We start from the raw sequence: 25640 nt of genomic DNA, 5'->3' as shown, positions 1-25640 counted from the left end.
GTTAGGCTCGCGCCATGGTCGACGTCGACGCCCCTCTCACGCTGCACGCCCCCGCGCGGCGGCGCGCGCTCGCCGTCGGCCTCGCCGTCGCGTCGGTCGCCGTCGCCCTGATCGGCACCGTGCTGTGGATGCTGCTCCTGCGGGCCGCGGGCGACCGCCCGGCGCTCGCGGGGCTCGCCCTCGCGCTCGGCTCGGGCGTCGCGCCCCTGCTGGCCACGGCGAGCATCATCGTGCTGCTGCGGATGCGCGGCGCCCTGTCGCCCTCGCGCACCGCCGCCCTGCTCGCCCTCGCGAGCCTCGCACTGCCGCTCGTCGCCCTCACTGCCGCGTCGTGGGGCCTCGGCTTCGCGGACGCCGACGCGGGCCGCCCCGTCACCGGGTTCGCCGCCGCGACGGTGCCGCTCGGAGTCGCCGCACTCCTCCTCGTCGCCGTACTGTTCACGCTCCTGCTGCAGGCCGTCGTCGGCCGCACCGGCATCGGCTCGGCCAGCGCGTGGGCGCTCTCGGTCGTCTGCGGCGCGCTGGGTGCTCCGGTGCTCGTCGGCGGTCTCGCCGCACCGCCGACCGGGGCGGGCATCGCCGTCGGTGCGCTCGTCATCGTCGTGCTCACCGCGCCCGCGGGCGGCGCGGGGGCGCGCGCCGCCACCGCGCCCCGCCCGGCTCCCGATGCTCGAGACGATCGCCTCCGAGGGGCCGTGCCGCCCGCGCGCCGCGCGCGGGCCCTCGTGCCGACGCTCGCGCGGTTCGCCCTCGTCGCCGGCGCGCTCGGCGTGGCCGTCGCGCTCACCGGCTCGGCCTGGTGGCCCGTGCCGATCGACGGCACGCAGGCGATGGGCGTCGGCATCAGCATCCTGCTCGCCGCCGCCCTGCCGCTCGTCGCCGCGCTCGCCGTGCTCGCCCTCGACCGCGTCGCGATCGCGCCGGCCGTCGTGAGCGGCTCGGCCGCGGCGCTCGCCCTCGCGCTCGCCGTCATGGCGCTCTGGTACACGGGCGCACCCGCCGGGGCGGAGCACGCGTGGGCCCTGCCCCTCGCCTCGCTGCTGCTCGGCGTCGCGGTGGGCGGGATGTCCCTCCTGCTGCCGATCCCGCGCTCCGCCGCGATCGTGGTCGGCCTCGCCGTGGCGCTCACGCTCGGCGTGCAGCTGGCCGCGATGCTCCTGCCGGCGCTCGCGTTCGCGACGCCGCTCGTCGCGGCGGCGCTGCTCGTGCTCGGCCGACGGACCGGCCGACCCGAGGTGCCCCGGCCGGAGTCGGCTCCGACACCGACCCCCTAGGCGGTCAGCAGCAGCTTGCCCGTCGTGCCGCGGCTCGCGAGCGCCGCCTGCGCCGCTCCTGCCTCCGCGAGCGGGAAGCGCCCGCCGATCCGCACCTCGAGCTCGCCCGCCGCCATCGCGGCGAAGAGGTCGCGGTAGCGCCAGGCGCGCTCGTCGGCGGTGCGCAGGAAGTGCCCGAGCGTCGGTCGCGTGACCATGAGCGAGCCGCCCGCGTTGAGCCGCTGCAGATCGAACGGCGGTACGGGCCCGCTCGCGGCACCGAACAGCACCATCGTGCCGCGCACGGCGAGTGAGGCGAGCGAGTCGTCGAAGGTCGCGCGGCCGACGCCGTCGTAGACGACGGGCACACCGTCGCCGTCGGTGAGCTCGCGAACCCGCTCGCGGAAGCCGTCGTAGCCGATGGTCCGCCACGCTCCGGCCGCGCGACTCAGCGCCGCCTTCTCGTCGTCGGAGGTCGTCGTGATGACGCGCACGTCGCGCGCGGCGAGCAGCTGCGTCAGCAGCAGGCCGACCCCGCCCGCACCGGCGTGCACGAGCACCGTCTCGCCGCCCTGCGGGTGGGCGACCGAGTGCGAGAGGTAGTGGGCGGTGAGGCCCTGCAGCGGCAGCGCCGCCGCGGTGTCGAGGTCGACGGCGTCGGGCACGACGACCGCGCGGTCGGCGGGCACGACGAAGGCCTCCGCGTAGGTGGCGGTCGCCTCGCACGTCGTCACGCGGTCGCCGACGCGGAGGGACGTGACGCCCTCGCCGAGCTGCTCCACGACGCCGGAGGCCTCCGAACCCGGCGTGAAGGGCAGCGGCACGGGGTAGCCGCCGCTGCGCTGGTAGATCTCGATGAAGTTCACGCCAGCGGCGTGCGTGCGCACGAGCACCTCGCCAGGGCCGGGGGCGGGAGGCGGAGCATCCACCGCCCGCAGCACCTCGGGGCCGCCGGTCTCGGTCATCGTGATCGCGCGCATGCTCGTCCTCTCCGCAGGGTGCGGAACGAGCCTAGCCAGGCGCTCGACGCCGGGTCAGCAGCATGACCGGCGGAGCGGGCGGGGTACCCTGCTCCCCGGCTCCCCCGAGCCGGGGAAGCAGTGTGCACGGTACGTGCCCCCCAGAAGTCGACGGTGTCGGATCCCCCCGGATCCCTCCGTCGCTGAGACGACCGTAATCGCTGGGGCAAGCACCGTTCATCCCCCACTAGGGGGAGCCTTCGTTCGGGGGGCACCCGGGAGGGGGGTCAGCGGGCGCCGAGCGCGCGCTCAGGAAGCGGGCTGCACCAGCCACTGCGGGTACTGCGCCTCGACCACGTTGCGGTGCGCGCGCACCCGGCTCTTCAGCCAGTTCTGACCGAACACCGGGTGCAGCGGGTTGTCCGGGTCGCGGTCGACGCCGGGCGATTCGGCGGCGAGCTCCGGCGGCAGCGCGATCGTCGGGATGGTCGCGTCGAGCGCGGGGCCGTGGAAGTACGGGATCGAGATGCGCTCCACGCCCGCCTTCGGCGAGAGCACGCGGTGCTTCGTCGCCTTGAGGTAGCCGTCGGTCGCGATCTCGAGCAGCTCGCCGATGTTGACGACGAACGCGCCGTCGACCGGCGGCGCGTCGATCCAGGCGCCGTCCTTCTCGACCTGCAGGCCGCCGCGCCCCTCCTCCACGTACAGCAGCGTCAGCACGCCGAGGTCCTTGTGCGATCCGACGCCCTGGGTCGGCTCGGGGGCGTCGACGCCCGGGTACCGGGCGATCTTCATGTGGGGGGATGCGGTGGCGAAGGCGGCATCGAACGTGTCGGCCGGTGCGCCCAGGGCTTCGGCCCACGCCCGTAGCAGGCGGTTGCCGACTACCTCGAGGCGCGCGATCCACTCCTCGGCGACCTCGCGCAAGGCGGGCAGGGCCTCTGGCCAGAGGTTCGGGCCCTCGAGCGCCCAGTAGCGCTCGACGCCCTCGGTGAGCGGCACGGCGGGGCGCTCGGCGCCGATGTCGATCTGCTCGCGCCAGTCGGTCTTGCCCTGCGTCTGCTCGCCGCCCATGCGCGTGTAGCCGCGGAAGTGCGGGCTCGTGACGTTCTCGATGGCGAGCTTGTCGGCCTCGGGCAGGGCGAAGAAGGCCCGCGCGGTGTCGAACGCGCGGGCGATGAGCTCGGCGGGCACGCCGTGGCCGACGAGATAGAAGAAGCCCACCTCGTGGGTGGCGCGGCGCAGCTCGTCGCGGAAGCGGGCGGCGTCGTCCGCCGAGCCATCGAGCAGGCTCAGGTCGAGGATGGGGAGGGAGAGGGCGGCGGTGTTCGCGGTCATGGTGTGGCCTTTCGCAGGGGCCCGCGGGCGGGCATCCGTCGAGGGATGCCGGCGAGCGCGGAGCGGAAGTCGATGCTGCTGTCGGAGCTGAGCGGGTGCGGATGACGAGCGTCAGCGGGATGCGCGAGTGCGCGAGAGGGGCTGGTCGGTCAGAGCGACGAGCGACAACAGCAGCGGCGACAGAGCAGGCGAGCCATGGTGGGTCGAGCGTAGCAAAGCCTCGGCGTCGTGTTCGACCGGGGCGACGTTCGCTTTGCGAATACGGCACGGTCGGGCTTCGTTCCTGGCCGTTCCGAGGTGCCCCGGGCCTCTTGTGAGGTGGAATCGCGCAATGCCTACAATTCTGCACACCCTGCACGAACCAGCGACCCGACCACTCGACGCCGCTGCCGCCGAACGGAGTCCCTGATGATCGTCCAGTACTCACCGGAGCTCGCTCGCCGCGTGAACCTCTCCACCGCCCTCGCGCTGCAGGACGACCTCGACTACGACTTCGCCCCTCACCCCGCGCCGCGCCGCGCCGCCGCCGTCGCCTACTTCTCGGAGTGGGACCTCGACCTGCCCTCCGCGCGCTGCCACTGCGCCGACGACGTTCCGCCGATCGCCTCGTGAGCCCGCATCGGGCATCGCTGCGCGAGCGCAAGCGCGTGGCGATGCTCGAGGCGCTCGAGCGCGCGGCCGTCGAGCTGGCCGCCGAGCACGGCTACGACCACGTGACGGTCGAGATGATCAGCGAGGCGTGCATGACCTCGCCGCGCACCTTCTACAACTACCTGGGGTCGAAGGAGGCGGCCATCCTCGGGCCGCGCACGCCCTTCGCCTCGCCCGAGCAGGTCGAGCGCTTCGTGCACGAGCGCGGGCCCGACGTGCTCGTCGACTTCCTGAGCATGGTCATCGACTCGCTCACCGAGACGCCGGTGGATCGCGAGCTCTATCAGCTGCGGCAGCGCGTCATCTACACGACGCCCGAGCTCTCGGCGAAGCGCCTCGCGATCGACGGCGAGCTCGAGGCGCGTTACCGGGCGGTCATCGCGGAGCGCTTCCGGGCGGCGGGGCGCCTCGAGGCGACGGATGCCCAGCTCGACGACGAGGCGCACATGGTTATCGCGCTCGCCCGCGGTGTGCTGACGTACACGGCCGCGAAATGGTACGAACCGGGCTTCGACCGCACCGTGCGCGAGCTGATCGAGGATTCGATCGAGCTCGTGAAGCGCGTCCTGGGAGATCCGTCGGAACCATTGGACTGATACCCCAGGGGGGTATACAGTGGCGACATGAGCACGAACGCCGAGCACACTCACCAGCCTGAGCACGAGGCGCACGACCCTGCCGCGCACGACGCTCACCACGATCAGCACGCCGGTCACGGCATCGCCGACGATCACGGCGGTCACAGCGCTCACGCGGGCCGCGGCGGCCACGCCGGTCACGGCGACCACGTCGGGCAGTTCCGCCGACTCTTCTGGGTCAACCTCGTGCTCGCCGTGCCCGTCGTCGCGTTCAGCGCGATGTTCGCCATGATCGTCGGCTACGAGCTGCCGCGCGACGGCCTCGTGCCGTGGATCTCGCCCGTGCTCGGGCTCGTCATGTTCGTCTGGGGCGGCCGCCCGTTCCTCACCGGCGCCGTCGACGAGCTGCGCGCGCGGCGCCCCGGCATGATGCTGCTCATCGCGCTCGCCATCACGACGGCGACCGTCGCGAGCCTCGGCGCGAGCCTGGGCCTGCTGCCGCACGAGCTCGACTTCTGGTGGGAGCTCGCGCTGCTCATCGTCATCATGCTGCTCGGGCACTGGATCGAGATGCGCTCGCTCGCCCAGACCACGAGCGCCCTCGACTCGCTCGCCGCGCTGCTGCCCGACGAGGCCGAGCGCGTCACGGATGCCGGCGTCGAGACCGTCGCCCCCGCCGAGCTGCGCATCGACGACGTCGTGATCGTGCGGCCCGGTGCGCGCGTGCCCGCCGACGGCCGCATCGTCGAGGGCTCGGCCGAGTTCGACGAGTCGATGATCACGGGCGAATCGCGCACGGTGCGCCGCGAGCCCGGCGACCCGGTCGTCGCCGGCACCGTGGCCACCGATTCGGGGGTGCGCCTCTCGATCACGGCGGTCGGCGACGACACGGCGCTCGCGGGCATCCGCCGCCTGGTGTCCGAGGCGCAGGCCTCCAGCTCGCGCGCGCAGCGCCTCGCCGACGTCGCCGCCGCCTGGCTGTTCTGGTTCGCGCTCGGCGCGGCCGTCATCACGGCGGTCGCCTGGAGCCTCGTCGGCGCGCCCGACGACGCCGTCGTGCGCGCGGTGACCGTGCTCGTCATCGCCTGCCCGCACGCGCTCGGGCTCGCGATCCCGCTCGTCGTCTCGATCGCCACCGAGCGCGCGGCGCGCGGAGGCGTGCTCGTGAAGGACCGCCTCGCCCTCGAGCAGATGCGCACAATCGGCGCGGTGCTGTTCGACAAGACCGGCACCCTCACGAAGGGCGCCCCGACCGTCACCGACGTCGAGCCCGCGGCGGGTCACGACGCCGACGAGCTGCTGCGGCTCGCCGCGAGCGCCGAGCAGGACAGCGAGCACCCCCTCGCCCGCGCGATCGTGCGCGCCGCCGCCGAGCGCTCGCTGACCCTGTCGGCGGCGAGCGGGTTCACCTCGAGCCCCGCCACCGGCGTCACCGCGACCGTCGACGGCCGCGAGGTGAGCGTCGGCGGCCCGCGCATGCTCGAACAGCACGACGCCGACGAGCTGCCGGTCGTCGCGGGCTGGCGCGAGCGCGGGGCGATCATCCTGCACGTGCTCGCCGACGGCGAGGTCATCGGGGCGCTCGCGCTCGCCGACGAGGTGCGCGCCGAATCGCGCGAGGCGGTGGATGCCCTGCACGCGCTCGGCATCACCGTCGTCATGATCACCGGCGATGCGGAGGCTGTGGCGCACGCCGTCGCCGCCGACCTCGGCATCGACCGCGTGTTCGCCGGCGTGCGCCCGGAGGACAAGGCCGCGAAGGTCGCGGAGCTCCAGGCCGAGGGGCTCAGCGTCGCGATGGTCGGCGACGGCGTCAATGACGCTCCGGCGCTCGCCGCGGCCGACGTCGGCATCGCGATCGGCGCCGGCACCGACGTCGCGATCGGCTCGGCCGGGGTGATCCTCGCGAGCGACGACCCGCGCAGCGTGCTCTCGGTCATCGAGCTGTCGCGCGCGAGCTACCGCAAGATGCGGCAGAACCTGTGGTGGGCGGCCGGCTACAACCTGCTGTCGGTGCCGCTCGCGGCGGGCATCCTCGCCCCCGTCGGCTTCGTGCTGCCGATGTCGGTCGGCGCCGTGCTCATGTCGCTGTCGACGATCGTCGTCGCGCTCAACGCGCAGCTGCTGCGCCGGCTCGACCTGCGCCCCGAGGCGAGCGTCGCGGCTGTGCGCGAGCGCGCCTGAGCGGGCGGTGGAGAACTCTTGCCACCGCCGCCGGCTCGGGCCAGACTGAGCCAGACCTGGCAGTGGCGACCCCGGGAGGTTCGGCATGGGCGTGCTCGCGTACGGCGCGGAGCGCATGAGCTTCTACTTCGACGACGACGTGCTGGCGCACCTGCAGGCGCTCATCACGGCGAAGCTGCGACGCGGTGAACCGTTCTTCCTCAGCTGGCGCGACCCTCGCGCGGTCGGGGGAGGGCGCAGCGCCCTGTGGTTGCACCCGTCGGTGCCGATCGGGTTCCACTTCGACGCCGTCGCGCGGCCCCAGCTCGACCGTCAGCTGCTCGAGGAGATGTCGATCGCGGCACTCAGCCCGACCGGACTCGATCTCGACGACGACAGCAAGCTCAGCCGCACGGCGATGCCGCTGCACAACGCCGTCAAGCGCCACGACGTGCCGCTCGCCGTCTGACGCCGTTCGGGCGCTGTGCGGTTGAGCGAATATTCGGATGCATTGATTCTGTGGCGCGCGGGTTACGATGCGAACCTCGGGCCAGGCCCGATCGCGCACCACCCTCAGAAGGACGCTCTCGGTATGGGAACTCTCATCTACGGAACGGTCGGCCAGCAGTTCGACTTCGACGACCGCGTGCTCGCGCACCTGCAGGCGCTCTTCTCGGCCAAGCTCCGCCGCGGCGAGAACTTCTTCCTCAACTGGCGCGACCCGCAGTCGGTGGGCGACGGCCGCAGCGCGATCTGGATCGACACCTCGGTGCCCATCTACTTCAAGTACGACTCGGCCGCCCACGGCCCCCTCGACCGCGAGTGGCTCGAGGAGATGGCGGTCGCCTCGCTCGGCCCCAACGGTCTCGACCTCAGTGACGACCCGCGGATGAAGCGCCAGGTGACGGCGAAGGGCAACAGCGTCAAGCGCAAAGACCTGCCGTAGCGCGACGACGGTCGCGCGCGGGCTAGAGGCCGAAGGTGCGGGTCGGGTCGGCGAGGAAGTGCCAGCCGAGCCACCACCACGTCGCGAGCACCGCGACGCGGATCGTGCGATCGCCCATCGCGGCGGCCACCGTCTCGCCGAGCGGCACGAGCTCATTGGCTCCGCGCCTCGCGAGCACGTCGACGACGAGCGCCGTGAGCACGACCGCGACGTAACCGGCGATCGTGACCGCCCTGGTGAGCTCGACATCGATCACCACCGGCGCCTCCTCGCCCCGGCGACGAGCCACACGCCGACGGTGAGCCACGCGCCGACGAGCACGGCGCGGCCCGCGTCGAGCTCGACGACCGGCTCCAGCAGCAGCGACACGGTCGGGAACCCGATCCAGCCCCGCGGCACCGTCACCGACAGCACGTAGGCCGCCGCCTCCCACAGGCACAGTGCGACGCCGAGGCTCGCCCACACGACGCGCGAGCGGTGCTGGGCGCGGGGCGAGCGGCGCGGGGTCTCGGGTGCGCCGCGCCACGCGAGCGCGAGTGCCGCGAGGCCGAGCGCGACGACGAGCGCGATGCTCGCCGGGCCCGTGCGCGGTGCGAGCACGAGCGCGAGGCCCGCGCCGACCGCGGCGACGACGACGAGCGCGAGCTGCGGGGCGCGGGGCGGGGCGGCGGATGCGGGGGCCGCGTCGGCGGCGCCGGCCCGGCGCATCCGCACCGCCCGTTCGACGACGAGGCCGAGGGTGAGCGCCGCGAACACGATGCCGTCGATGACGGCGCCGCGCCACAGCTGGAACGCGGCCATTACGGCGAGCGCGAGCAGCCACAGCGCGACGGCCGGCGGCCAGGCCGCCGCGGTCGCGCCGGCGGTGGCTGCCGTGCGGGTCACCCCGTCAGCCTAGGGGCGAGCGGCGCTCACTCCGCCGAGGGCAGCGGCCAGCCCGTGTACGCCTCGGCGAGGTAGGTCTGCCCAGCCGTCGACTCGACCACCGAGCGCAGCTCGCCGAGCTGGCGGCGGCGGTCGAAGTCGCTCGCGTCGTCGGTGACGTGCAGCATCGTCGTCATCCACCACGAGAAGTGCTGGGCCTTCCAGATGCGCTGCAGGGCGCGCTCCTCGAACGAGTCGATGAGGCGCTCGTCGCCCTCGAGTAGCAGCGCGCGCAGCGCCTCGTGCAGCAGCGCGACGTCGGCGACGGCGAGGTTCATGCCCTTCGCGCCCGTCGGCGGCACCGTGTGGGCGGCGTCGCCGATGATCGCGACGCGGCCCTTGCGCATGGCGTGGGCGACGAAGCTGCGGAACCGCAGCACGTCGCGCTGGAAGATGGGCCCCTCGAGCAGGGTCGTGCCGGGCACGCGCTTCTGCATCTCGACCCAGATCTGCTCCTCGCTGAGCGAGTCGGGGTCGAGCTCGGGGTCGCACTGGAAGTACATGCGCTGCACGGTCGCGCTGCGCTGGCTGATGAGCGCGAAGCCGTCGGGGGAGTTGCTGTAGATGAGCTCCTCCGAGCTCGGCGGCGCCTCGCAGAGGATGCCGAACCAGGCGAAGGGGTACTCGCGGAAGTAGCCGCCCTGGCTCGAGCCGGTCACGGTGGGGCGCACAACGCTGCGCGAGCCGTCGGCGCCGACCACGACGTCGGCCTCGATGACGAGCTCGTCGCCGTCGGCGTCGGTCGCGATGACGAGGGGGCGCAGGGGGTCGGTGTCGTCGATCGCGGTCACGGTGATGCCGAAGCGCAGATCCTGCTCGGCGGCCACGCGCGCGGCGATGAGGTCTTTGAGCACCTCGTGCTGCGGGTACAGCCAGGCGCTGCGGCCGGTGAGCGACGGGAAGTCGATGCGGTGCCCCTCGCCCTGGAAGCGCAGCTCGATGCCGTCGTGGCGGTGCCCGACGGTGCGGGCGCGGCTGTGCTTGCCGAGGCGGTCGAGCAGCTCGACGGTTCCCTGCTCGAGGATCCCGGCGCGGATCGTGCTCTCGATCTCGCCGCGCGTGCGCAGGTCGACGACGATCGAGTCGATGCCCGCCTCGTCGAGCAGGTGCGACAGCAGCAGGCCGGCGGGCCCGGCGCCGACGATCGCGACGCGGGTGCGGAGGGTCGTGGTCATGGTGGTCTCCTTCGACGTCTGCCCGTGATCGGGCGAGCACAGTGTGCGTCGACGATCGGGCGACGTAAGGCGAGCATCCCGATGAATGAGACCGCGTGCGACGAGCGGTTGGGCGCCGTGGCCGACGGACGGGCGCTACGAGCGCACGCCGAGCGCGCGCTCGATTTCGATGCGACCGCGGTGCAGCTCGGCGAGCGCCGGCCCGGTCTGCGCGTCGCGAGGCAGCACCACCGAGAGGGCGGCGACGACGGCTCCGGTCTCGTCGCGCACCGGCACGGCGACGCCCGTCGAGACGAGTTCGATCGAGCCGGGCGCGACCGCGTGCCCAAGGGTGCGCACCTCGGCGAGCTTGCGGCGCAGCGCGGCCGGGTCGCCGATCGTCTCGCTCGTGAGACGGGGTAGCCGACCGGCGAGGATGCGCTCCTGCAGCTCGCGGCCGCCGTAGGCCAGCAGCACGAGGCCGGAGGAGGAGGCGTGCAGCGGCAGCCGGCCGGCGACACGGGTGACGTTCGACCCCGAGGTCGGGCCGCTGAGCCGCTCGAGGAAGAGCGCCTCGTCCTGCTCGAGCACCGCCAGCTGGGTGTGCTCGCGGACGCGGGCCTGCACCCGCTCCATCGCGGGCATCGCGGCCTGCCGCAGGCGCAGGGCCTGGGAGGAGCGCGTCGCGAGCTCCCAGAGCCGCATGCCGATGCGGATGCGCCGATCGTCGTCGCGCTCGAGCAGCCCCGCGTCGACGAGCTCGCCGACCATGCGGTGGGCGGTCGATCGCGGCAGGCCCGATCGCCGCCCGATCTCGGCGGCGGTCTGCACCGTGCGGGCGGGAGTGAAGGTCTCGAGCACGCGGACGAGCCGATCGGTCACGGAGTCGCCCGAGGGGGAGTTCGCCATGCTCCGAGGATGACACCGACTCCCATTGAGTGGGAAGCGCGGGGCGCGCGCCGCGTGCGCGCGACGACAATCGCACCAGCCCTCCGCAGCACCGCAAGGAGACCCCATGACGACGACACCGCCCCCCGCCGCAGCGCCCGAGTCGCTGCTCGCGGCCCCCGACCAGGCATCGCAGGCGCAGATCAGCGCCGAGATCGCCGCGGCGCACGCCGACGCCGAGCGCCGCGTCGCCGCCGGCGAGCCGCTGCCGACGACGCTCTACGACTTCCCGCCGTACCGCTCCAGCATCCTGCGCCACCCCACTAAGAACCCGCGCCTGGTCGACCCCGAGACGATCGAGCTGCTCTCACCGGCCTTCGGCCAGCGCGACGTCGCCGCGATCGAATCCGACCTCACGCTGCAGCACGCCGGCGAGCCGCTCGGCGAGCGCATGACGGTCGAGGGGCGACTGCTCGACTCGTGGGGGCGCCCGCTGCGCAACCAGCTCGTCGAGATCTGGCAGGCCAACGCCGCGGGCCGCTACATCCACCAGCGCGACCAGCACCCCGCGCCGCTCGACCCGAACTTCACGGGTGCGGGCCGCACCGTCACCGATGACGAGGGCCGCTACCGCTTCACGACGATCAAGCCGGGGCCGTACCCCTGGCGCAACCACGTGAACGCCTGGCGCCCCGCCCACATCCACTTCTCGATCTTCGGCTCGTCGTTCACGCAGCGCATCATCACGCAGATGTACTTCCCCGGCGACCCGCTGTTCGCGCTCGACCCCATCTACCAGTCGATCCGCAGCCAGAAGGATCGCGACCGGCTCGTCGGCGTCTACGACCACGACCTCACGAGCCCCGAGTTCTCGATGGGGTACCGCTTCGACATCGTCGTCGACGGTCCCGACGCCACCTGGTTCGAGCCCGAGAAGGAGCACTGATGACCGTCGTCCCGCCGCGCACGCACGCGCCCACCCCCGGGCAGACCGTGGGGCCGTTCTTCGCCTTCGGCCTCGGTTACCCGGCGATGAACCAGGTCGTCTTTCCGCACTCGCCCGGCTCGCTCGTGCTCGGCGGCACGATCACCGACGGCGAGGGCGCGGCGATCCCCGACGCCCTCGTCGAGATCTGGCAGGCCGACGCCGACGGCTCGATCCCGCGCGCCCGCGGCGCCTGCCGCCGCGACGGCCACACCTTCACCGGCTTCGGTCGCGCCTTCACCTCCGACGAGGGACGGTACGAGTTCTGGACGAGGAACCCCGGCGCCGAGCCGGGGAAGGCCCCGTTCTTCGCGGTCATCGTCTACGCCCGCGGTCTGCCGAACAAGCTGCACACTCGCGCCTACCTGCCGGAGAATGCGGCGGCGCTCGCCGCCGACCCGTTGCTGGCGAGCCTGAGCGGCGAGGAGCGCGCTACGCTCATCGCCACGCGCACCCCCGACGGCGGGCTGACCTTCGACATCCGCCTGCAGGGCGAGAAGGAGACCGTGTTCCTTGCCTACTGATCCGAGCGTCGACCGGGGCCTGGCCTCCCCGGTCTCGATCGGCGCCGCCGACGCCGTGGGCGACGCGGTGCTGCTCGACGCGCTCGTCGCCGCCGAGGTCGCGCTCACCCGTGCGTGGGCGACGGTGGGCGTCGCGCCGGCCGACGCCGCCGAGCGGATCAGCGTCGCGCTCGGCTGGCGCGGTGCCGGGCATCCGGCCCACGGCCACGGCGTCGGCGTCGACGACGTCGCCGAGGCGGCCGTCGGCGGCGGCAACCCCGTCATCCCGCTCGTGAGCCGGCTGCGCGGCTGCGTCGACGAGGCCGACCGGGCCTGGGTGCACCGCGGCGCGACGAGTCAGGACATCGTCGACTCCGCCCTCATGCTGCTGGCCCGCCGCGCCGGCGAGCGCACCGTCGTCGAGCTCGGGGGCGTCGAGGCCGCGCTCGCGACCCTCGCGCGCGACCATCGCGACCTCGTCGTCGCCGCCCGCACCCTCGGCCAGCACGCCGTGCCGACCACGATGGGGATGCGCGCCGCGACCTGGCTGGTCGCCGTGCGTCGCGCGCGCCGCCGCCTCGCCGCCGTGCTCGAGCAGCTGCCGGCGCAGCTCGGCGGTGCCGCGGGCACGCTCGCGGCCTTGGTCGAGCACGCGCGCGCGAGCGACGCGGCCGACCCCGCGCGCACCGCGCTCGCGCTCGTCGACGCCTTCGCCGCCGAGCTCGCCCTCGCCGCGCCCGAGCTGCCCTGGCACACGACGCGCTGGCCGGTGACCGAGCTCGGCGACGCGCTCGTGCAGGCCATCGATGCGCTCGGCGTGCTCGCAGGCGATGTCGCGCTGCTCGCGCGCACCGAGGTCGGCGAGGTCGCCGAGTCGGCGCCGGGCGGGTCGTCGGCGATGCCGCAGAAGCGCAACCCGGTGGGAGCGGTGCTCGTCCGCTCGGCCGCGCTGCGCGCGCCGCAGCTCGCCGCGACCCTGCACACGGCGTCCGCCCTCGCCGTCGACGAGCGGCCCGACGGCGCCTGGCACGCCGAGTGGTCGACGCTGCGCGAGCTGCTGCGGCTCGCGCTCGGTGCGGCGAGCACGGCCCGCGCGCTCGCCGACGGGCTCGTCGTCGACCCGGCCGCCGCCGCCCGCACGCTCTCGCTGACCGGCGGGCTGCTCGTGGCCGAGCGGCTCGGCATCGTGCTCGCGCCGCTGTTGGGCGCCGACCGCGCGACGGCCCTGCTCGGCCGGGCCGCGGACGCCGCTGAGCTCGAGCGCCTGCTGCGCGCCGAGCCGGCCGTCGCGGGGCTCGACCTCGACGCCCTGCTCGACCCCGCCGCCTACACGGGCGCCACGAGCGCCCTCGTCGACCGCGCCCTCGAGGAGGACGACCGATGACCGTGCCCGCCGTGCACCTCGCCCCGACCGTCGGCCCGGAGGGCGCCCCGCTGCTCGTGCTGGGCCCCTCGCTCGGCACGTCGACGATCCTGTGGGAGACCGCCGCGCCGCTGCTGCGCGAGCGCTTCCGCGTCGCCGCCTGGGATCTCCCGGGGCACGGCGACGCGCCGCCGACGAGCGAGCCGTTCACGGTCGGCGAGCTGGCCGACGCGGTCGCCGCCGCCGTCCGCGATCGGGGCGAGCGCAGCATCCTCTACGCCGGGGTCTCGCTCGGCGGTGCGACGGGCCTCGAGCTCGCCCTGCGGCATCCCGATCTCGTGACCGCCGCCGCGATCGTCGCCTCGGGCGCGCAGCTCGGCACGCCCGAGGCCTGGCGCGAGCGCGCCGCGACGGTGCGCGAGCAGTCGACCTCGGTGCTCATCGTCCCCTCCGCGCAGCGCTGGTTCGCGCCCGGCTCGATGGAGCGCGAGCCCGAGCTCAGCGGCCGCCTGCTGCACGTGCTGCAGGGCGCCGACGACGAGAGCTACGCCCGCTGCTGCGAGGCGCTGACCGACTACGACGTGCGCGACCGGCTCGGCGAGATCCGGATGCCCGTGCTCGCGCTCTGGGGCGAGCACGACGCCGTGGCGCCCGAGGCGAAGGCCGACGAGATCGCCCGCGGCGTCGCCGATGGCCGGGCGGTCATGGTGCCCGGCGTCGCGCACCTGCCCCCCGCCGAGGACCCCGCCGCGACCGCGGCCGCCCTGCTCGACTTCCTCACCGCCCACGGAGGTGCGCGATGAGCGTCTCGACGCCGCGCCCCGAGGGCGAGGGCCTCACCGACGGCGCCCGCTACGACCGCGGGATGGTCGTGCGCCGCGAGGTGCTCTCCGACGCGCACGTCGACCGCGCGATCGCCGGCACGACGCCGTCGACGGCCGACTTCCAGGACCTCATCACGCGCTACGCGTGGGGCGAGATCTGGTCGCGGCCGGGCCTCGCGCGCCGCGACCGCTCGATCGCGGTGCTGAGCTCGATGATCGCTCTCGGCCACGAGGAGGAGTTCGAGATGCACGTGCACGCCGCGCTGCGCAACGGGCTCACCCCCGACGAGATCGTCGAGGTGATCCTGCAGAGCGCGATCTACGCGGGCGTGCCGGCGGCGAACATCGCGTTCAAGCTCGCCAAGCCCATCCTCGACGAGGCCCGCCGAACCGACTGACCGCGAGCGCGGCTGGCCGCCCGACCGACGACCCGCCCCGCGCGCGGCTACTCGAGCCCCTGCCGCTGCGGCACGAGGTCGATCGAGGCGGTCGCGGCGAGCGCGAGCCCCATCGCCCGCGCCTCGTCGGTGAACAGGCTGTTCTGCACGCGCGCCGAGGTGATGCGCAGCGACTCGTCGCGCGTGAGCCCGAACCAGCCGCACACGATGCCGATGCCGTGCGGAGTGACGCGCCACAGCTTGTCGGCGTCCTTCACGCAGGCGTCGTCGACCGAGAGGGCCTCGAGCCGCGAGTCGTGCCCGTCGATGATCGCGACGACGCGCTCGATGACGTCGGCCGGATGCCCGAGGTCGCCGAGCACCTCCCTCGCGATCCGAGCGCCCTCCACCTCGTGCTGCCGCACGAGGTCGGGCCGCCCCCCACCGGGCGCGATCGCCTCCAGGATGAGCTCGTCGGGCACGGTCGACCACCCGGTGTCGTGCAGCAGGATCGCCGGCAGCACGACGCGCTCGTCGGCGCCCGGCACCCGCTCGACGAGCGCGCGGGCGAGCCCGTAGGCGTAGAGGGTGTGGGTGTCGTTGTTGCGGACGGCGAGGTGCTCGCGGGCCCGCTCCCAGATGGCGGCGTCCCGCTCGGTCAGGGCGAGGTAGCCGGGCACGGCCTCGGCGGGCGGGATGTGGCCGCGCACGTCGCGGTGGTACCGCGTGCTCGTCGGTGAGCTCATGAGCCGACGGTCGCACCGGCGCGGGCCCGGCACAACTATGCTTCCGCTCACCGGAAGCGTCGAGCATCCGGTCGCAAGGAGGCGGAGATGGCGGAGGGCGACGCGCGCGCGACCCCGCCGTCGAGCGTGACCGGGCGCGTGCTGTCGATCCTGTCGGTGTTCGAGCAGAGCCTCGCGCCGCGCAGCCTCACCGAGATCAGCGCCGAGACCGGCCTCGCCCTCAGCACCACGCATCGACTCGTGGGCGAGCTCGAGCAGTGGGGGGCCCTCCAGCGCGACCCGAACGGCCGCTACCAGATCGGCCTGCGCCTGTGGGAGCTCGGGCAGCACGCCGGTCGGCAGGTGCGCGACATCGCGCGGCCGCTGCTGCAGGATCTCTACAGCCTCACCCAGTGCACCGTGCACATCGCGATCCGCGAGAACGGCGAGGCGCTCTACATCGACCGCGTCTACGGCACCCGGCGCGTGCCGCAGGCCTCGCGCGTCGGCGGGCGGCTGCCGCTGCACGCGACCGCCGTCGGCAAGGTGCTGCTGGCCTTCGAGGAGCCGTGGGTGCGCGAGGCGATCCTCGCGCAGCCGTTGGAGAGCCGCACCTCGCGCACGCACGTCGACCCGGAGGCGCTGCGGCAGGAGCTCGCCCTCGTCGTGAAGCGCGGATACGCGATCGCGATCGAGGAGGTGCGCGAGGGCTCGGCGTCGATCGCGGTGCCCGTGTTCCAGCGCTCCGGCGGCATCGGGGCGGCGCTCGGCCTCGTCGTCGAGACGGGTCAGGCCGAGTCGCTCGAGCGCCATCTGCCGGCGATGCGCGGCATCGCCCGTCGCATCGAGCTCAGCGTCGGCGCCTTCCCGCTGCGCAGCCTCGGTGTTCGACCAGCGAACCCGCCCTCCTAAGTCGTTTCCACTGAGCGGAAGAACCGCTCCCCCTTCCCGTGGCGCGGGCCTCTAATGAACCCAGCGCACCGACGCGCTGCCGGACCACGAAGGAGTCGTCATGGCCACCGACATCACCACCGCCCCCGCCTCGACGGGACGCTGCCCCGTCGACCACGGGCAGTTCGGCGCCGCGAGCCACGACGCGAGCGGCGACAGCGCCGAGGACCACTACGGGTACGAGCCGTTCGACATGACGGACCCGTTCCCCTCCTACGAGCGCCTGCGTCACCACGCCCCCGTCTACTTCGACGAGCGCATCGGCTACTGGGTCGTGACGCGCTACGACGACGTCAAGGGCGTCTTCGACGACTGGGAGACCTTCTCGAGCGAGAACGCGCAGGCACCCGTGCGCCCCCGCAGCGAGGGCGCGAAGAAGATCATGGACGAGGGCGGCTTCACGGCCTACTCCGGCCTCTCGGCTCGCGTGCCCCCGGAGCACACCCGCATCCGCGCCATTGCGCAGCGCGCCTTCACCCCGCGACGGTTCAAGGTCCTCGAGCCGACCATCCGCGAGAACACGATCGCCGCGCTCGACGCGATGCTCGCCTCGCCCGACGCGACCGGCGACTTCCTCACCGATATCGCCTACGACATCCCCACCATCACGATCCTGACCCTGCTCGGCGTCGACCCGGCGATGGTGCCGACCTACAAGCGCTGGAGCGACTCGCGCGCCGCCATGACCTGGGGCGACCTGACCGACGAGGAGCAGCTGCCGCACGCGCGCAACCTCGTCGAGTACTGGCAGGAGTGCATCCAGCTCGTCGTCCGGGCGCACCGCGACGGCGGCGACAGCCTTGTCAGCGACCTCGTGCGCGCCCAGGAGGACGGCGCCGAGATCAGCGACCACGAGATCGCCTCGCTCTGCTACAGCCTCCTCTTCGCGGGCCATGAGACCACGACGACCCTCATCGCCAACTCGGCGCGCGTCCTGCTGAGCCACCGCGAGCAATGGGAGCGCCTGCTGGAGGACCAGAAGCTCATCCCCGGCGCGATCGACGAGGTGCTGCGCTACAGCGGCTCGATCCTCGCCTGGCGCCGGCGTGCGCTCAAGGATGCCGAGATCGGCGGCGTCGCCGTGCCGAAGGGTGCCGACATCCTGCTCGTCATGGGCTCGGCGAACCGCGACGAGGCCGTCTTCGAGAACCCGGACGAGTTCGACATCACGCGCCCCGACGCGCGCAGCCACCTCTCGTTCGGCTACGGCATCCACTACTGCCTCGGCAACCAGCTCGCGAAGCTGCAGGCGAAGATCGTGCTCGAGGAGACGATCGCCCGCGCACCGCAGCTGCGCCTCGTGGAGGGCGCCGAGATCTCCTTCGGCGAGAACCTCTCCTTCCGCGCCCCGACCTCCGTCCCCGTCACCTGGAAGGCCTGACATGACTGCGCCCGCGTACATCCAGTTCTTCGACGGCGGCGAGCCCGCCGCCCACGACCTCCTCGGCGGCAAGTGCGCCTCGCTCGTCGCCCTCACCGAGGCCGGCCTGCCGGTCCCTCCCGGGTTCGCCGTCACGACGGTCGCCTTCGATGCCTTCATCCACGCCGCCGGCATCGCCGACGACATCCACCGGATGCTCGGCACGATCGACCCGGACGACACGGCGAGCATCGACGCCGTGTCCGAGCAGATCCGCGCCGAGATCACGGGCCTCCCGGTGCCGGCCGAGATCCACGACGCGTTCACGGCCGCCTACGAGTCGCTGCAGTCGCGCTTCGACGCGCCCGCCCCGGTCGCGGTGCGCTCCTCGGCCACGGCCGAGGATCTCCCCGACGCGAGCTTCGCCGGCCAGCAGGACACCTACCTGTGGCTCGTCGGCCGCGACGAGGTCGCCGCGCACGTGCGCCGGTGCTGGGCCTCCCTCTACACGTCGCGCGCGATCGTCTACCGGCTCAAGAACGGCATCCCCAACGAGGGCCTGTCGATGGCGGTCGCCGTGCAGAAGATGGTCGACGCGCGCACCGCCGGCGTCGCGATGACGATCGACCCCGTGAACGGCGACCGCTCCACCATCGTGATCGACGCCTCCTGGGGCCTCGGCGAGCTCGTCGTCTCGGGCACCGTCACGCCCGACAACCTCCGCGTCGACAAGGTCATGCGCACCGTGTCGGAGGAGATCATCGGCGACAAGCACATCGAGCTCGTCCCCGACGTCGCCGCCCGCGGCGTCGTCGAGCGCGAGGTCGAGCCCGAGCGGCGCACGGTGCGCTGCCTGAGCGACGCCGACGTCGCCGCGATCGCCGCGATCGCCAAGCGCGCCGAGAAGCACTTCGGCTGCCCGCAGGACATCGAGTGGGCGATCGACCGCGGGCTGCCGGAGGGCGAGAACCTCCTGCTGCTGCAGTCGCGACCCGAGACCGTCTGGTCGACGAAGACCACCGAGCCCTCGACGGCGACGTCGGGGTTCGGCATCGAGAGCATCACGCGCTCGCTCCTGACCCAGATCGGTCGCTGACCGATCGGACCCGCATCGGCCCGACCCGCGGCCGACGCCCTCCGCACCACCTCTCCGCACCACCTCTCTGCCCTGCCGAAAGGATCCGCATGTCAACGACGACTGCAGCCCCCTCCCTCGAGGGGGAGTCGACCGCCCCCCGGTCGTTCCCGAGCCCCTACGACCAGGCCCCGCCGGCCGGCGCCGAGGGCTGGAAGGACCTCTACGCCTACAACCTGGTCTTCCAGGAGAACCGCCGCGCCGTCGAGGAGGCGAAGTTCTGGTTCTGCGACAGCCAGCACTGGCCCACCGTGACGAAGCCGTTCGAGACGATCGGCTTCGAGTTCGCGGTCGGCTGCCTCGGGCAGTACAACTCGCGCCAGCTGCTCATCCCGACGGCGAACGGCATCGAGTACCGCATCCACAACGGGTACCTGTACATGTCGCCCGTCGCCGTCGCGCCCGAGCAGATCGAGGCGCGCGTGCCCCAGTTCATGGAGCGCGCCGGTCACTACTTCCAGAACTGGGAGACCCTGCTTCAGAACTGGCACACGAAGCTGCGCGCCACGATCGACGAGATGGAGTCGATCGAGTTCTCGGCCCTGCCCGAGAAGATCGCGCTCGACGACGTGCTCAGCGGCAAGGGCACGGGGCCCGGCACCGAGCTGCTCGGCGACTACGACCGCATGATCGCGCTGGCGTACCGCGCGTGGCAGTACCACTTCGAGTTCCTCAACCTGGGCTACGTCGCCTACCTCGACCTGTTCATGTTCTGCAAGTCGGTCTTCCCGCGCATCTCCGACCAGGCGATCGCGACGATGGTGCAGGGCGTCGACATGGAGCTCTTCCGCCCTGACGACGAGCTCAAGAAGCTCGCCAAGCTCGCGGTCAAGAACGGCCTCAGCGACGTCTTCGCCGACACCTCCGACGCGGATGCGGTGCTCGCCGCCATCGCGGGCCGCAGCGGCGGCGCCGAGTGGCTCGCGCAGTGGAAGGAGTCGCAGGAGCCGTGGTTCAACTTCACCACGGGCAACGGCTTCTACGCTCACGACGAGTACTGGCGCGACGTGCCCTCGACGCCGCTGGCGTTCATCAAGGGCTACATCGACCGCATCCACTCGGGCGCCGACATCGACCGCGACATCGATCACCTCGTGGTCGAGCGCGACCGCATCACCGAGGAGTACGCCGAGCTGCTCGACGGCGAGGCACTCGAGACCTTCCGCGGCAAGCTGGGTCTCGCCCGCACGGTGTACCCGTACGTCGAGAACCACAACTTCTACATCGAGCACTGGACGATGGGCGTCTTCTGGCGCAAGATGCGCCAGCTCTCCGGCGTGCTGCACGCCGAGGGCTTCTGGCCGCAGGCGAACGACATGTTCTACCTGCGCCGCGACGAGGTGCGCGAGGTGCTGTTCGACTACGTCAACGGGTGGATGGTCGGGGCACCGGCGATCGGGCCCGACTACTGGCCCGCCGAGGTCGAGCGTCGCCGCGGCATCATCGCCGCGCTCGAGACCGCTCGGCCGCAGCCGGCGCTCAACACCCCGCCGGAGGTCATCACCGAGCCTTTCACGCTCATGCTGTGGGGCATCACGACCGAGCAGATCCAGAATTGGCTCGGCGAGGGCGAGCAGGTCGAGGGCACCCTCAAGGGCATGGCGGCCTCGCCCGGCATCGTCGAGGGCCCGGCGCGCGTCATCTCGAGCGCGAGCCAGCTCAGCGAGGTGCAGGAGGGCGACATCCTCGTCGCCCCCGTCACGGCGCCGAGCTGGGTGCCGGTCTTCGGCAAGATTCGGGCGACCGTGACCGACATCGGCGGCATGATGAGCCACGCCGCCATCGTCTGCCGCGAGTACGGCATGCCCGCCGTCACCGGCACGGGCACCGGGTCGACCGAGATCCGCACCGGTCAGCGCATCCGCGTCGACGGCAACACCGGCACCGTCACGATCCTCGACTGAGCGATCGCACCGGAACCGCCAGAGAGCACACGAGGAGACGACGATGACGACCACGCGGAATCCGCGCACGGTGATCGTGACGGGGGCGGGGGGCGGCCTCGGCCGCGCCTTCGCCGAAGCCTTCGCCGCGCTCGGTGACCGCGTGGTCGTCGCCGACATCGACGAGCCCGCCGCGACGCGCGTCGCGGCGGGCCTCGCCGGGGCCATCGCGGTCGGCGTAGACGTCACGCGCGCCGACTCGACCGACGCGCTCGCGGCGGCCGCCGCCGAGCTCGGCGGGGGGCGCATCGACGTCGTCATCAACAACGCCGCGATCTACGCGACCCTCACGCGCTCACCGCTCGAGCAGATCGCCGAGGGCGAGTGGGATCGCGTCATGGCGGTCAACGCCAAGGGTCCCTGGCAGGTCGTCCGGGCCTGCTCGCCGCACCTCGGCGCAGGCTCGCGCATCATCAACATCTCGTCGGCGACCGTCATGAGCGGCTCGGCCCAGTGGGCCCACTACGTCGCGAGCAAGGCCGCCGTCATCGGGCTCACCCGCGTCATGGCGACCGAGCTCGGGCCGCGCGGCATCACCGCCAACACCGTCGCGCCGGGCTTTACCCTCACCGAGGCGAGCCACGGCCTCATCGAGGGCGCCGAGACCTACGGCGTCGAGCGCAGCGCGCTGCGCCGCGCCATCCAGCCCGACGACATCGTCGGCACCGTGCTCTACCTCGCCGACGAGGCGAGCCGCTCCGTCACCGGGCAGACCCTCGTCGTCGACGGCGGCCGCCAGTACCTCTGACGCTCCGCCGCCCACCCACACCACCAGGAGGAACCGTGACCACCGTCATCTACACCGCCCACGACGGCACCGAGACCATCGTCGAGGGCACGCCCGGCGTCTCGATCATGGAGACCGCCCTGCGCAACGGCGTGCCCGGCATCGTGGGCGAGTGCGGCGGCAGCATGTCGTGCGCCACCTGCCACGTCTTCGTCTCCGACGAGACCGCGGCGATCGCCGGCGAGATGAGCGAGCTCGAGGACGAGATGCTCGACGGCACCGCGGTCGAGCGCGAGGAGCGCTCGCGCCTGTCGTGCCAGATCAAGCTCATCGAGGGCGAGACCTACCGGGTCACGACCCCCAGCGAGCAGGTGTGAGATGGCCGCCACCGCGAACGACGCGACCCTGATCGTCGGAGCATCGCAGGCGGGCGTGCAGCTCGCGGCGACACTCCGCGAGCTCGGCGACGAGCGCCCCATCGTGCTCGTCGGCGACGAGCCGCACGCCCCGTACCAGCGCCCCCCGCTGTCGAAGGCGTACCTGCAGGGCGAGATCACGAGCGACGACCTCATCTTCCGCACCGCCGACTGGTTCGCGCAGCACGATGTCGAGGTCGTCACGGGCGAGACGATCGCCGCGATCGAGCGGCACGCCGACGGCGGAGGCGAGGCGGTCACCGAGACCGGCCGCCGCATCCCCTTCGCGCGTCTCGCGCTTACCACGGGAGCCGCGCCCCGCCGCCTCGACCTGCCCGGCATCGACCTGCCGGGCGTGCACTACCTGCGCACCGCCGACGACGCCGCCGCGATCGCCGAGGGCCTCGAGTCGGCCCGCTCGCTCGTCGTCATCGGCGGCGGCTTCATCGGGCTCGAGGTCGCGGCCTCAGCCCGCAAGCGCGGGCTCGCCGTGACCGTGCTCGAGGCGGCGCCGCGCCTGGTCGGCCGCGTCGTCTCCGAGCAGACGAGCGCGTTCTACCTCGACGCGCACCGCCGGCGCGGCATCGATGTGGTGCTGGATGCCCGCATCGCCGCGATCGAGGGAGCCGACGCCGTCAGCGGCGTGCGCCTCGAGGACGGCACCGTGATCCTCGCCGACGTCGTGCTCGTCGGCATCGGCGTCGTGCCGCGCACCGAGCTCGCCGAGCAGCTGGGCCTCGAGGTCGACGGCGGCATCGTCGTCGACGCCGCGTGCCGCACCTCCGACCCGTCGATCGTGGCCGCGGGCGACTGCGCCCTCATGCCGAACCCCTACGCGCGCGGGAGCCTGCCGCGCGTGCGCCTCGAGAGCGTGCACAACGCGCTCGAGCAGGCGAAGGTCGCCGCGGCGACCCTCATGGGCGACCCGCACGAGTACCGCACGACGCCCTGGTTCTGGAGCGACCAGGCCGACATCAAGCTGCAGATCGCGGGCCTGTCGACCGGGTACGACGCGACGGTGCTGCGCGGCGACCCCGACACCGAGAAGTTCTCGGTGCTCTACTACCGCGACGGCGAGCTGCTCGCCGCCGACTGCGTCAACCAGCCGCTCGACTTCATGGCGGTGCGCTCGGCCCTGGGCCGCGGCGCGACGATCCCGCCCGAGGCGGCCGCCGACACCTCCGTCCCGCTCAAGAAGTCCGTGGTCGAGCCGGCCGCGCCCACGCTCGTCTGATCCAGGAGCCCGCCATGCCTCTTCCCACCGCCCTCGCCGTCGACACCTCGCCCATCCAGGGCAACCCCGCGATCACCGATCTCGATCCGGTCTGGCGCGCGATCGTGACCGAGTCGCGCACGCGCAGCAACGACATCCACCTCCCGATCTCGGTCGCGTACGCCGAGCGCCTGTGCGACGCGTACCCCGAGGCGGATGCCCTACTCGTGCGCGTCACGACCCTGCTGCACGACACCGGCTGGGCGCGCGTCGACGAGACGAAGATCATCTCCGAGGGCTTCGGCGGCGACTGGCGCAAGGCCGACATCCGGTTCCAGCACGAGCGCTTCGGCTGCGACATCGCCCGCGAGGTGCTGCCCGGGCTCGGATACGACGACGCGTTCATCGAGCGCGTGACGGCGATCATCGACGGGCACGACACGCGCCAGGTCTCGCATTCGCTGGAGGATAGCCTCGTGCGCGACGCCGACCGCCTGTGGCGCTTCACGCCGACGGGCATCGCGCTCGCCTCCGGCTGGTTCGGGCTCAGCCCCGCGGAGTACGTCCGTCGCCTGCGCTCGGAGATCGTCCCCGAGCTGCTGACCGACGCGGCCGTGCAGATGGCCGAGGCCGAGCTCGCGCGCGCCGAGGCGCTGCTGAAGACGGAGCTGCTCTCGTGAGCGCCTCGACCGTGACGATCGACGTCGGGGCGCTGCGCCGGGCGCACGCCGAGGCCGTCGAGAGCCTGCCGTACCGGCACGTGACCGACCAGTTCATCGACGGAGCCTGGCGCCCCTCGCACAGCACCGCGACCTCGCCCGTCATCGACCCGGCGACGGGCGAGCAGTGGGGCTCGGTGCCGGTCGCCGACGAGCGCGATGTGGATGCCGCTGTCGCCGCCGCGCGCTCCGCGCTCGCCGGCTGGCGGGCGACCACCCCCGCGCACCGTGCCGAGCTGCTGCGCCGTATGGCCGACGAGGTGGAGGCGCGCGCCGTGCCCCTCGGCCTCACCAACACGCTCGAGAACGGCTCGCCGGTCGCCGAGACGGCGAAGGCGGCGGCGAACGCCGCGTCGATCCTGCGCCACTTCGCCGGGCTCGCCTCGCACCTCGAGCGCGACGACATCCGGCCCTTCCCCGACGGCGTCAACGAGACGGTCGTGAACCGCGACCCGATCGGGGTGTGCGCACTCATCGCGCCGTGGAACTTCCCCATCAACCTCGTCGTCATCAAGCTCGCGCCCGCCCTGCTCGCGGGCTGCACGGTCGTCATGAAGCCCGCCTCGCCGACGCCGCTGTCGACGCGCTTCCTCGTCGACGCGGCCGCCGCCGCGGGGTTCCCGCCGGGCGTCGTGAATTTCCTCACCGGCAACGGCGCCGCGGGCGACCTGCTCGTGCGTCACCCCGACGTCGCGAAGGTCGCCTTCACGGGCTCGACGCCCGTGGGTCGCAGGATCGCCGCGGCCTGCGGCGAGCTGCTGCGCCCCGTCACGCTCGAGCTCGGCGGCAAGTCGTCGGCGATCGTGCTGCCCGACGCCGACCTCGAGCACCTGCGGTCGGTGCTCGTGCGCAGCTGCCTGCGCAACACGGGCCAGACCTGCTACATCTCCACGCGCATCCTGGTCACGCCCGAGAACGAGGCCGCGGTCGTCGATCTCGTCGCGGAGACGATCGCGAACTCGCCCCTCGGCGACCCGCTCGACCCGATCACGGTCTTCGGGCCGACGGCGACCGCCGCCCAGGAGGCGACCGTACGCGGGTACATCCGCTCGGGCGTCGACGAGGGCGCGCGCGTCGTCGCCGGCGGCGACCTGCCCAACCCGGCCGGCATCGGCACCTTCGTCGTGCCGACCGTCTTCGCCGACGTGACCCCCGAGATGACGATCGCGCGCGAGGAGATCTTCGGGCCCGTCATCACGATCATCCCGGTGCGCGATGTCGAGCACGCGATCGAGGTGGCGAACGACACCCCCTTCGGCCTCGGCGGCATCGTCTTCGGCGCCGATGAGGATCGCGCGTTCGAGGTGGCCCGCCGCGTCGACACGGGATCGGTCGGCATCAACTTCTTCGCCTCGAACCACTCCGCGCCGTTCGGCGGTCGCCATGACTCGGGCATGGGCGTGGAGTACGGCGTCGAGGGTCTCGAGGCCTACCTCACGCCGCAGTCGGTGCACCGCCGCCGGCGCTGAGCGAACGCCGCACCCCCGACGCCCGTCGAGCTCTTCCGCTCGGCGGGCGTCGGCGTTACGATGGATACTATGCGAA

27 protein-coding genes are annotated in these 25640 nt (G+C 73.0%); 20 read left to right on the top strand and 7 right to left on the bottom strand.

Annotation, left to right across the window (positions count from 1 at the left end; genetic code table 11):
• The first annotated feature begins 14 nt into the window (after positions 1-14).
• Positions 15-1274 (top strand): hypothetical protein, encoded by a 1260-nt coding sequence (locus ID804_RS09415; protein WP_169079173.1) that lies wholly within the window; start codon positions 15-17, stop codon positions 1272-1274.
• On the opposite strand, the gene ID804_RS09410 is transcribed toward ID804_RS09415, so the two are convergent.
• Together ID804_RS09410 and ID804_RS09405 are read right to left on the bottom strand one after the other, a co-directional pair.
• Positions 1271-2233: a quinone oxidoreductase family protein gene (locus ID804_RS09410; RefSeq protein WP_169079175.1), complete on the bottom strand. Its 963-nt coding sequence runs from the start codon at positions 2231-2233 to the stop codon at positions 1271-1273. The two genes, ID804_RS09415 and ID804_RS09410, sit on opposite strands and share 4 nt — an antisense overlap.
• 288 nt (positions 2234-2521) lie before the next feature.
• Positions 2522-3550 carry an isopenicillin N synthase family dioxygenase gene (locus ID804_RS09405; protein ID WP_169079177.1) on the bottom strand — a complete coding sequence of 343 codons (1029 nt, stop codon included), beginning with the start codon at positions 3548-3550 and terminating at the stop codon, positions 2522-2524.
• Between the two features lie 408 nt (positions 3551-3958).
• On the opposite strand from ID804_RS09405, the gene ID804_RS09400 reads away from it, so the two are divergent.
• From ID804_RS09400 to ID804_RS09380, 5 genes are all read left to right on the top strand, one after another.
• On the top strand, positions 3959-4162 hold the full coding sequence (locus ID804_RS09400; protein WP_169079179.1) for a hypothetical protein: 204 nt from the start codon (positions 3959-3961) through the stop codon (positions 4160-4162).
• Positions 4159-4797, top strand: coding sequence for a TetR/AcrR family transcriptional regulator (locus ID804_RS09395; RefSeq protein ID WP_169079181.1), 639 nt, complete (start codon positions 4159-4161; stop codon positions 4795-4797). The genes ID804_RS09400 and ID804_RS09395 overlap by 4 nt, the downstream gene beginning before the upstream one ends.
• A 27-nt stretch (positions 4798-4824) precedes the next feature.
• The gene (locus ID804_RS09390) at positions 4825-6963 is read left to right on the top strand and encodes a heavy metal translocating P-type ATPase (protein WP_169079183.1); all 2139 of its coding nucleotides are present in this window, start codon (positions 4825-4827) and stop codon (positions 6961-6963) included.
• A gap of 85 nt (positions 6964-7048) precedes the next feature.
• Positions 7049-7411: a DUF7882 family protein gene (locus ID804_RS09385; RefSeq protein ID WP_169079185.1), complete on the top strand. Its 363-nt coding sequence runs from the start codon at positions 7049-7051 to the stop codon at positions 7409-7411.
• Between the two features lie 123 nt (positions 7412-7534).
• The gene (locus tag ID804_RS09380) at positions 7535-7888 is read left to right on the top strand and encodes a DUF7882 family protein (protein WP_169079187.1); all 354 of its coding nucleotides are present in this window, start codon (positions 7535-7537) and stop codon (positions 7886-7888) included.
• A gap of 22 nt (positions 7889-7910) precedes the next feature.
• Here the strand turns inward: ID804_RS09380 and ID804_RS12440 are convergent, their stop codons facing one another.
• The 4 genes from ID804_RS12440 to ID804_RS09360 form a co-directional block, all read right to left on the bottom strand.
• On the bottom strand, positions 7911-8147 hold the full coding sequence (locus ID804_RS12440) for a DUF6186 family protein (protein WP_211161152.1): 237 nt from the start codon (positions 8145-8147) through the stop codon (positions 7911-7913).
• Positions 8141-8773: a hypothetical protein gene (locus ID804_RS12435; RefSeq protein ID WP_169079189.1), complete on the bottom strand. Its 633-nt coding sequence runs from the start codon at positions 8771-8773 to the stop codon at positions 8141-8143. The genes ID804_RS12440 and ID804_RS12435 overlap by 7 nt, the downstream gene beginning before the upstream one ends.
• A 26-nt stretch (positions 8774-8799) precedes the next feature.
• Positions 8800-9987 carry a 4-hydroxybenzoate 3-monooxygenase gene (locus ID804_RS09365; RefSeq protein ID WP_169079191.1) on the bottom strand — a complete coding sequence of 396 codons (1188 nt, stop codon included), beginning with the start codon at positions 9985-9987 and terminating at the stop codon, positions 8800-8802.
• Between the two features lie 135 nt (positions 9988-10122).
• Complete coding sequence (locus tag ID804_RS09360) at positions 10123-10875, bottom strand: IclR family transcriptional regulator (RefSeq protein ID WP_169079193.1); 753 nt, start codon at positions 10873-10875, stop codon at positions 10123-10125.
• Positions 10876-10981: 106 nt separating this feature from the next.
• On the opposite strand from ID804_RS09360, the gene pcaH reads away from it, so the two are divergent.
• Genes pcaH through pcaC form a run of 5 tightly spaced genes read left to right on the top strand, consistent with a single transcriptional unit; the run spans position 10982 to position 14927 of the window.
• Positions 10982-11800, top strand: coding sequence for a protocatechuate 3,4-dioxygenase subunit beta (pcaH, locus tag ID804_RS09355; protein ID WP_169079195.1), 819 nt, complete (start codon positions 10982-10984; stop codon positions 11798-11800).
• Positions 11800-12363, top strand: a complete 564-nt coding sequence (gene pcaG / locus ID804_RS09350) for a protocatechuate 3,4-dioxygenase subunit alpha (protein WP_169079197.1) — start codon at positions 11800-11802, stop codon at positions 12361-12363. Before pcaH ends, pcaG begins: the two co-directional genes overlap by 1 nt.
• Positions 12353-13726: a lyase family protein gene (locus ID804_RS09345; protein WP_169079199.1), complete on the top strand. Its 1374-nt coding sequence runs from the start codon at positions 12353-12355 to the stop codon at positions 13724-13726. Before pcaG ends, ID804_RS09345 begins: the two co-directional genes overlap by 11 nt.
• Positions 13723-14508, top strand: coding sequence for an alpha/beta fold hydrolase (locus tag ID804_RS09340; protein ID WP_169079201.1), 786 nt, complete (start codon positions 13723-13725; stop codon positions 14506-14508). The genes ID804_RS09345 and ID804_RS09340 overlap by 4 nt, the downstream gene beginning before the upstream one ends.
• Positions 14505-14927, top strand: coding sequence for a 4-carboxymuconolactone decarboxylase (gene pcaC, locus ID804_RS09335; protein WP_169079203.1), 423 nt, complete (start codon positions 14505-14507; stop codon positions 14925-14927). Before ID804_RS09340 ends, pcaC begins: the two co-directional genes overlap by 4 nt.
• Before the next feature lie 47 nt (positions 14928-14974).
• On the opposite strand, the gene ID804_RS09330 is transcribed toward pcaC, so the two are convergent.
• Positions 14975-15652: an HD domain-containing protein gene (locus ID804_RS09330; RefSeq protein ID WP_169079205.1), complete on the bottom strand. Its 678-nt coding sequence runs from the start codon at positions 15650-15652 to the stop codon at positions 14975-14977.
• A gap of 87 nt (positions 15653-15739) precedes the next feature.
• Here ID804_RS09330 and ID804_RS09325 point away from each other — a divergent pair, with 87 nt between their 5' ends.
• The 9 genes from ID804_RS09325 to ID804_RS09285 all read left to right on the top strand — a co-directional run bounded on the left by ID804_RS09325 (position 15740) and on the right by ID804_RS09285 (position 25564).
• A complete protein-coding gene (locus tag ID804_RS09325; protein ID WP_169079207.1) occupies positions 15740-16543 on the top strand; it encodes an IclR family transcriptional regulator in 804 nt (267 codons plus the stop codon).
• 100 nt (positions 16544-16643) lie between these two features.
• Positions 16644-17963: a cytochrome P450 gene (locus ID804_RS09320; protein ID WP_169079209.1), complete on the top strand. Its 1320-nt coding sequence runs from the start codon at positions 16644-16646 to the stop codon at positions 17961-17963.
• A gap of 1 nt (position 17964) precedes the next feature.
• Positions 17965-19038 carry a PEP/pyruvate-binding domain-containing protein gene (locus ID804_RS09315; protein ID WP_169079211.1) on the top strand — a complete coding sequence of 358 codons (1074 nt, stop codon included), beginning with the start codon at positions 17965-17967 and terminating at the stop codon, positions 19036-19038.
• Between the two features lie 89 nt (positions 19039-19127).
• On the top strand, positions 19128-20981 hold the full coding sequence (locus ID804_RS09310; protein WP_169079213.1) for a PEP-utilizing enzyme: 1854 nt from the start codon (positions 19128-19130) through the stop codon (positions 20979-20981).
• 43 nt (positions 20982-21024) lie between these two features.
• Positions 21025-21768 carry an SDR family NAD(P)-dependent oxidoreductase gene (locus ID804_RS09305; protein ID WP_169079214.1) on the top strand — a complete coding sequence of 248 codons (744 nt, stop codon included), beginning with the start codon at positions 21025-21027 and terminating at the stop codon, positions 21766-21768.
• A 35-nt stretch (positions 21769-21803) separates the two neighbouring features.
• Positions 21804-22124 carry a 2Fe-2S iron-sulfur cluster-binding protein gene (locus ID804_RS09300; protein WP_169079216.1) on the top strand — a complete coding sequence of 107 codons (321 nt, stop codon included), beginning with the start codon at positions 21804-21806 and terminating at the stop codon, positions 22122-22124.
• A gap of 1 nt (position 22125) precedes the next feature.
• Entirely contained in the window at positions 22126-23397 is a 1272-nt protein-coding gene (locus ID804_RS09295) for an NAD(P)/FAD-dependent oxidoreductase (RefSeq protein ID WP_169079218.1), read from the top strand.
• Positions 23398-23411: 14 nt separating this feature from the next.
• Entirely contained in the window at positions 23412-24056 is a 645-nt protein-coding gene (locus ID804_RS09290; RefSeq protein WP_169079220.1) for an HD domain-containing protein, read from the top strand.
• Complete coding sequence (locus ID804_RS09285) at positions 24053-25564, top strand: aldehyde dehydrogenase family protein (protein ID WP_317451249.1); 1512 nt, start codon at positions 24053-24055, stop codon at positions 25562-25564. The genes ID804_RS09290 and ID804_RS09285 overlap by 4 nt, the downstream gene beginning before the upstream one ends.
• Positions 25565-25640 lie beyond the last annotated feature (76 nt).

The organism is Microcella alkalica (genome assembly GCF_014595885.1).
GTDB lineage: Bacteria > Actinomycetota > Actinomycetes > Actinomycetales > Microbacteriaceae > Microcella > Microcella alkaliphila_B.
This window is presented reverse-complemented; position numbering and strand designations above follow the sequence as displayed.

Excerpts from the sequence above, each read along its gene's own strand:
- ID804_RS09415 (WP_169079173.1), top strand. The coding sequence starts at position 15 with ATGGTCGACGTCGACGCCCCTCTCACGCTGCACGCCCCCGCGCGGCGG.
- ID804_RS09410 (WP_169079175.1), bottom strand. The coding sequence starts at position 2,233 with ATGCGCGCGATCACGATGACCGAGACCGGCGGCCCCGAGGTGCTGCGG.
- ID804_RS09405 (WP_169079177.1), bottom strand. The coding sequence starts at position 3,550 with ATGACCGCGAACACCGCCGCCCTCTCCCTCCCCATCCTCGACCTGAGC.
- ID804_RS09400 (WP_169079179.1), top strand. The coding sequence starts at position 3,959 with ATGATCGTCCAGTACTCACCGGAGCTCGCTCGCCGCGTGAACCTCTCC.
- ID804_RS09390 (WP_169079183.1), top strand. The coding sequence starts at position 4,825 with ATGAGCACGAACGCCGAGCACACTCACCAGCCTGAGCACGAGGCGCAC.
- ID804_RS09385 (WP_169079185.1), top strand. The coding sequence starts at position 7,049 with ATGGGCGTGCTCGCGTACGGCGCGGAGCGCATGAGCTTCTACTTCGAC.
- ID804_RS09380 (WP_169079187.1), top strand. The coding sequence starts at position 7,535 with ATGGGAACTCTCATCTACGGAACGGTCGGCCAGCAGTTCGACTTCGAC.
- ID804_RS09365 (WP_169079191.1), bottom strand. The coding sequence starts at position 9,987 with ATGACCACGACCCTCCGCACCCGCGTCGCGATCGTCGGCGCCGGGCCC.
- ID804_RS09360 (WP_169079193.1), bottom strand. The coding sequence starts at position 10,875 with ATGGCGAACTCCCCCTCGGGCGACTCCGTGACCGATCGGCTCGTCCGC.
- pcaH (WP_169079195.1), top strand. The coding sequence starts at position 10,982 with ATGACGACGACACCGCCCCCCGCCGCAGCGCCCGAGTCGCTGCTCGCG.
- pcaG (WP_169079197.1), top strand. The coding sequence starts at position 11,800 with ATGACCGTCGTCCCGCCGCGCACGCACGCGCCCACCCCCGGGCAGACC.
- ID804_RS09340 (WP_169079201.1), top strand. The coding sequence starts at position 13,723 with ATGACCGTGCCCGCCGTGCACCTCGCCCCGACCGTCGGCCCGGAGGGC.
- pcaC (WP_169079203.1), top strand. The coding sequence starts at position 14,505 with ATGAGCGTCTCGACGCCGCGCCCCGAGGGCGAGGGCCTCACCGACGGC.
- ID804_RS09330 (WP_169079205.1), bottom strand. The coding sequence starts at position 15,652 with ATGAGCTCACCGACGAGCACGCGGTACCACCGCGACGTGCGCGGCCAC.
- ID804_RS09325 (WP_169079207.1), top strand. The coding sequence starts at position 15,740 with ATGGCGGAGGGCGACGCGCGCGCGACCCCGCCGTCGAGCGTGACCGGG.
- ID804_RS09320 (WP_169079209.1), top strand. The coding sequence starts at position 16,644 with ATGGCCACCGACATCACCACCGCCCCCGCCTCGACGGGACGCTGCCCC.
- ID804_RS09315 (WP_169079211.1), top strand. The coding sequence starts at position 17,965 with ATGACTGCGCCCGCGTACATCCAGTTCTTCGACGGCGGCGAGCCCGCC.
- ID804_RS09310 (WP_169079213.1), top strand. The coding sequence starts at position 19,128 with ATGTCAACGACGACTGCAGCCCCCTCCCTCGAGGGGGAGTCGACCGCC.
- ID804_RS09305 (WP_169079214.1), top strand. The coding sequence starts at position 21,025 with ATGACGACCACGCGGAATCCGCGCACGGTGATCGTGACGGGGGCGGGG.
- ID804_RS09295 (WP_169079218.1), top strand. The coding sequence starts at position 22,126 with ATGGCCGCCACCGCGAACGACGCGACCCTGATCGTCGGAGCATCGCAG.
- ID804_RS09290 (WP_169079220.1), top strand. The coding sequence starts at position 23,412 with ATGCCTCTTCCCACCGCCCTCGCCGTCGACACCTCGCCCATCCAGGGC.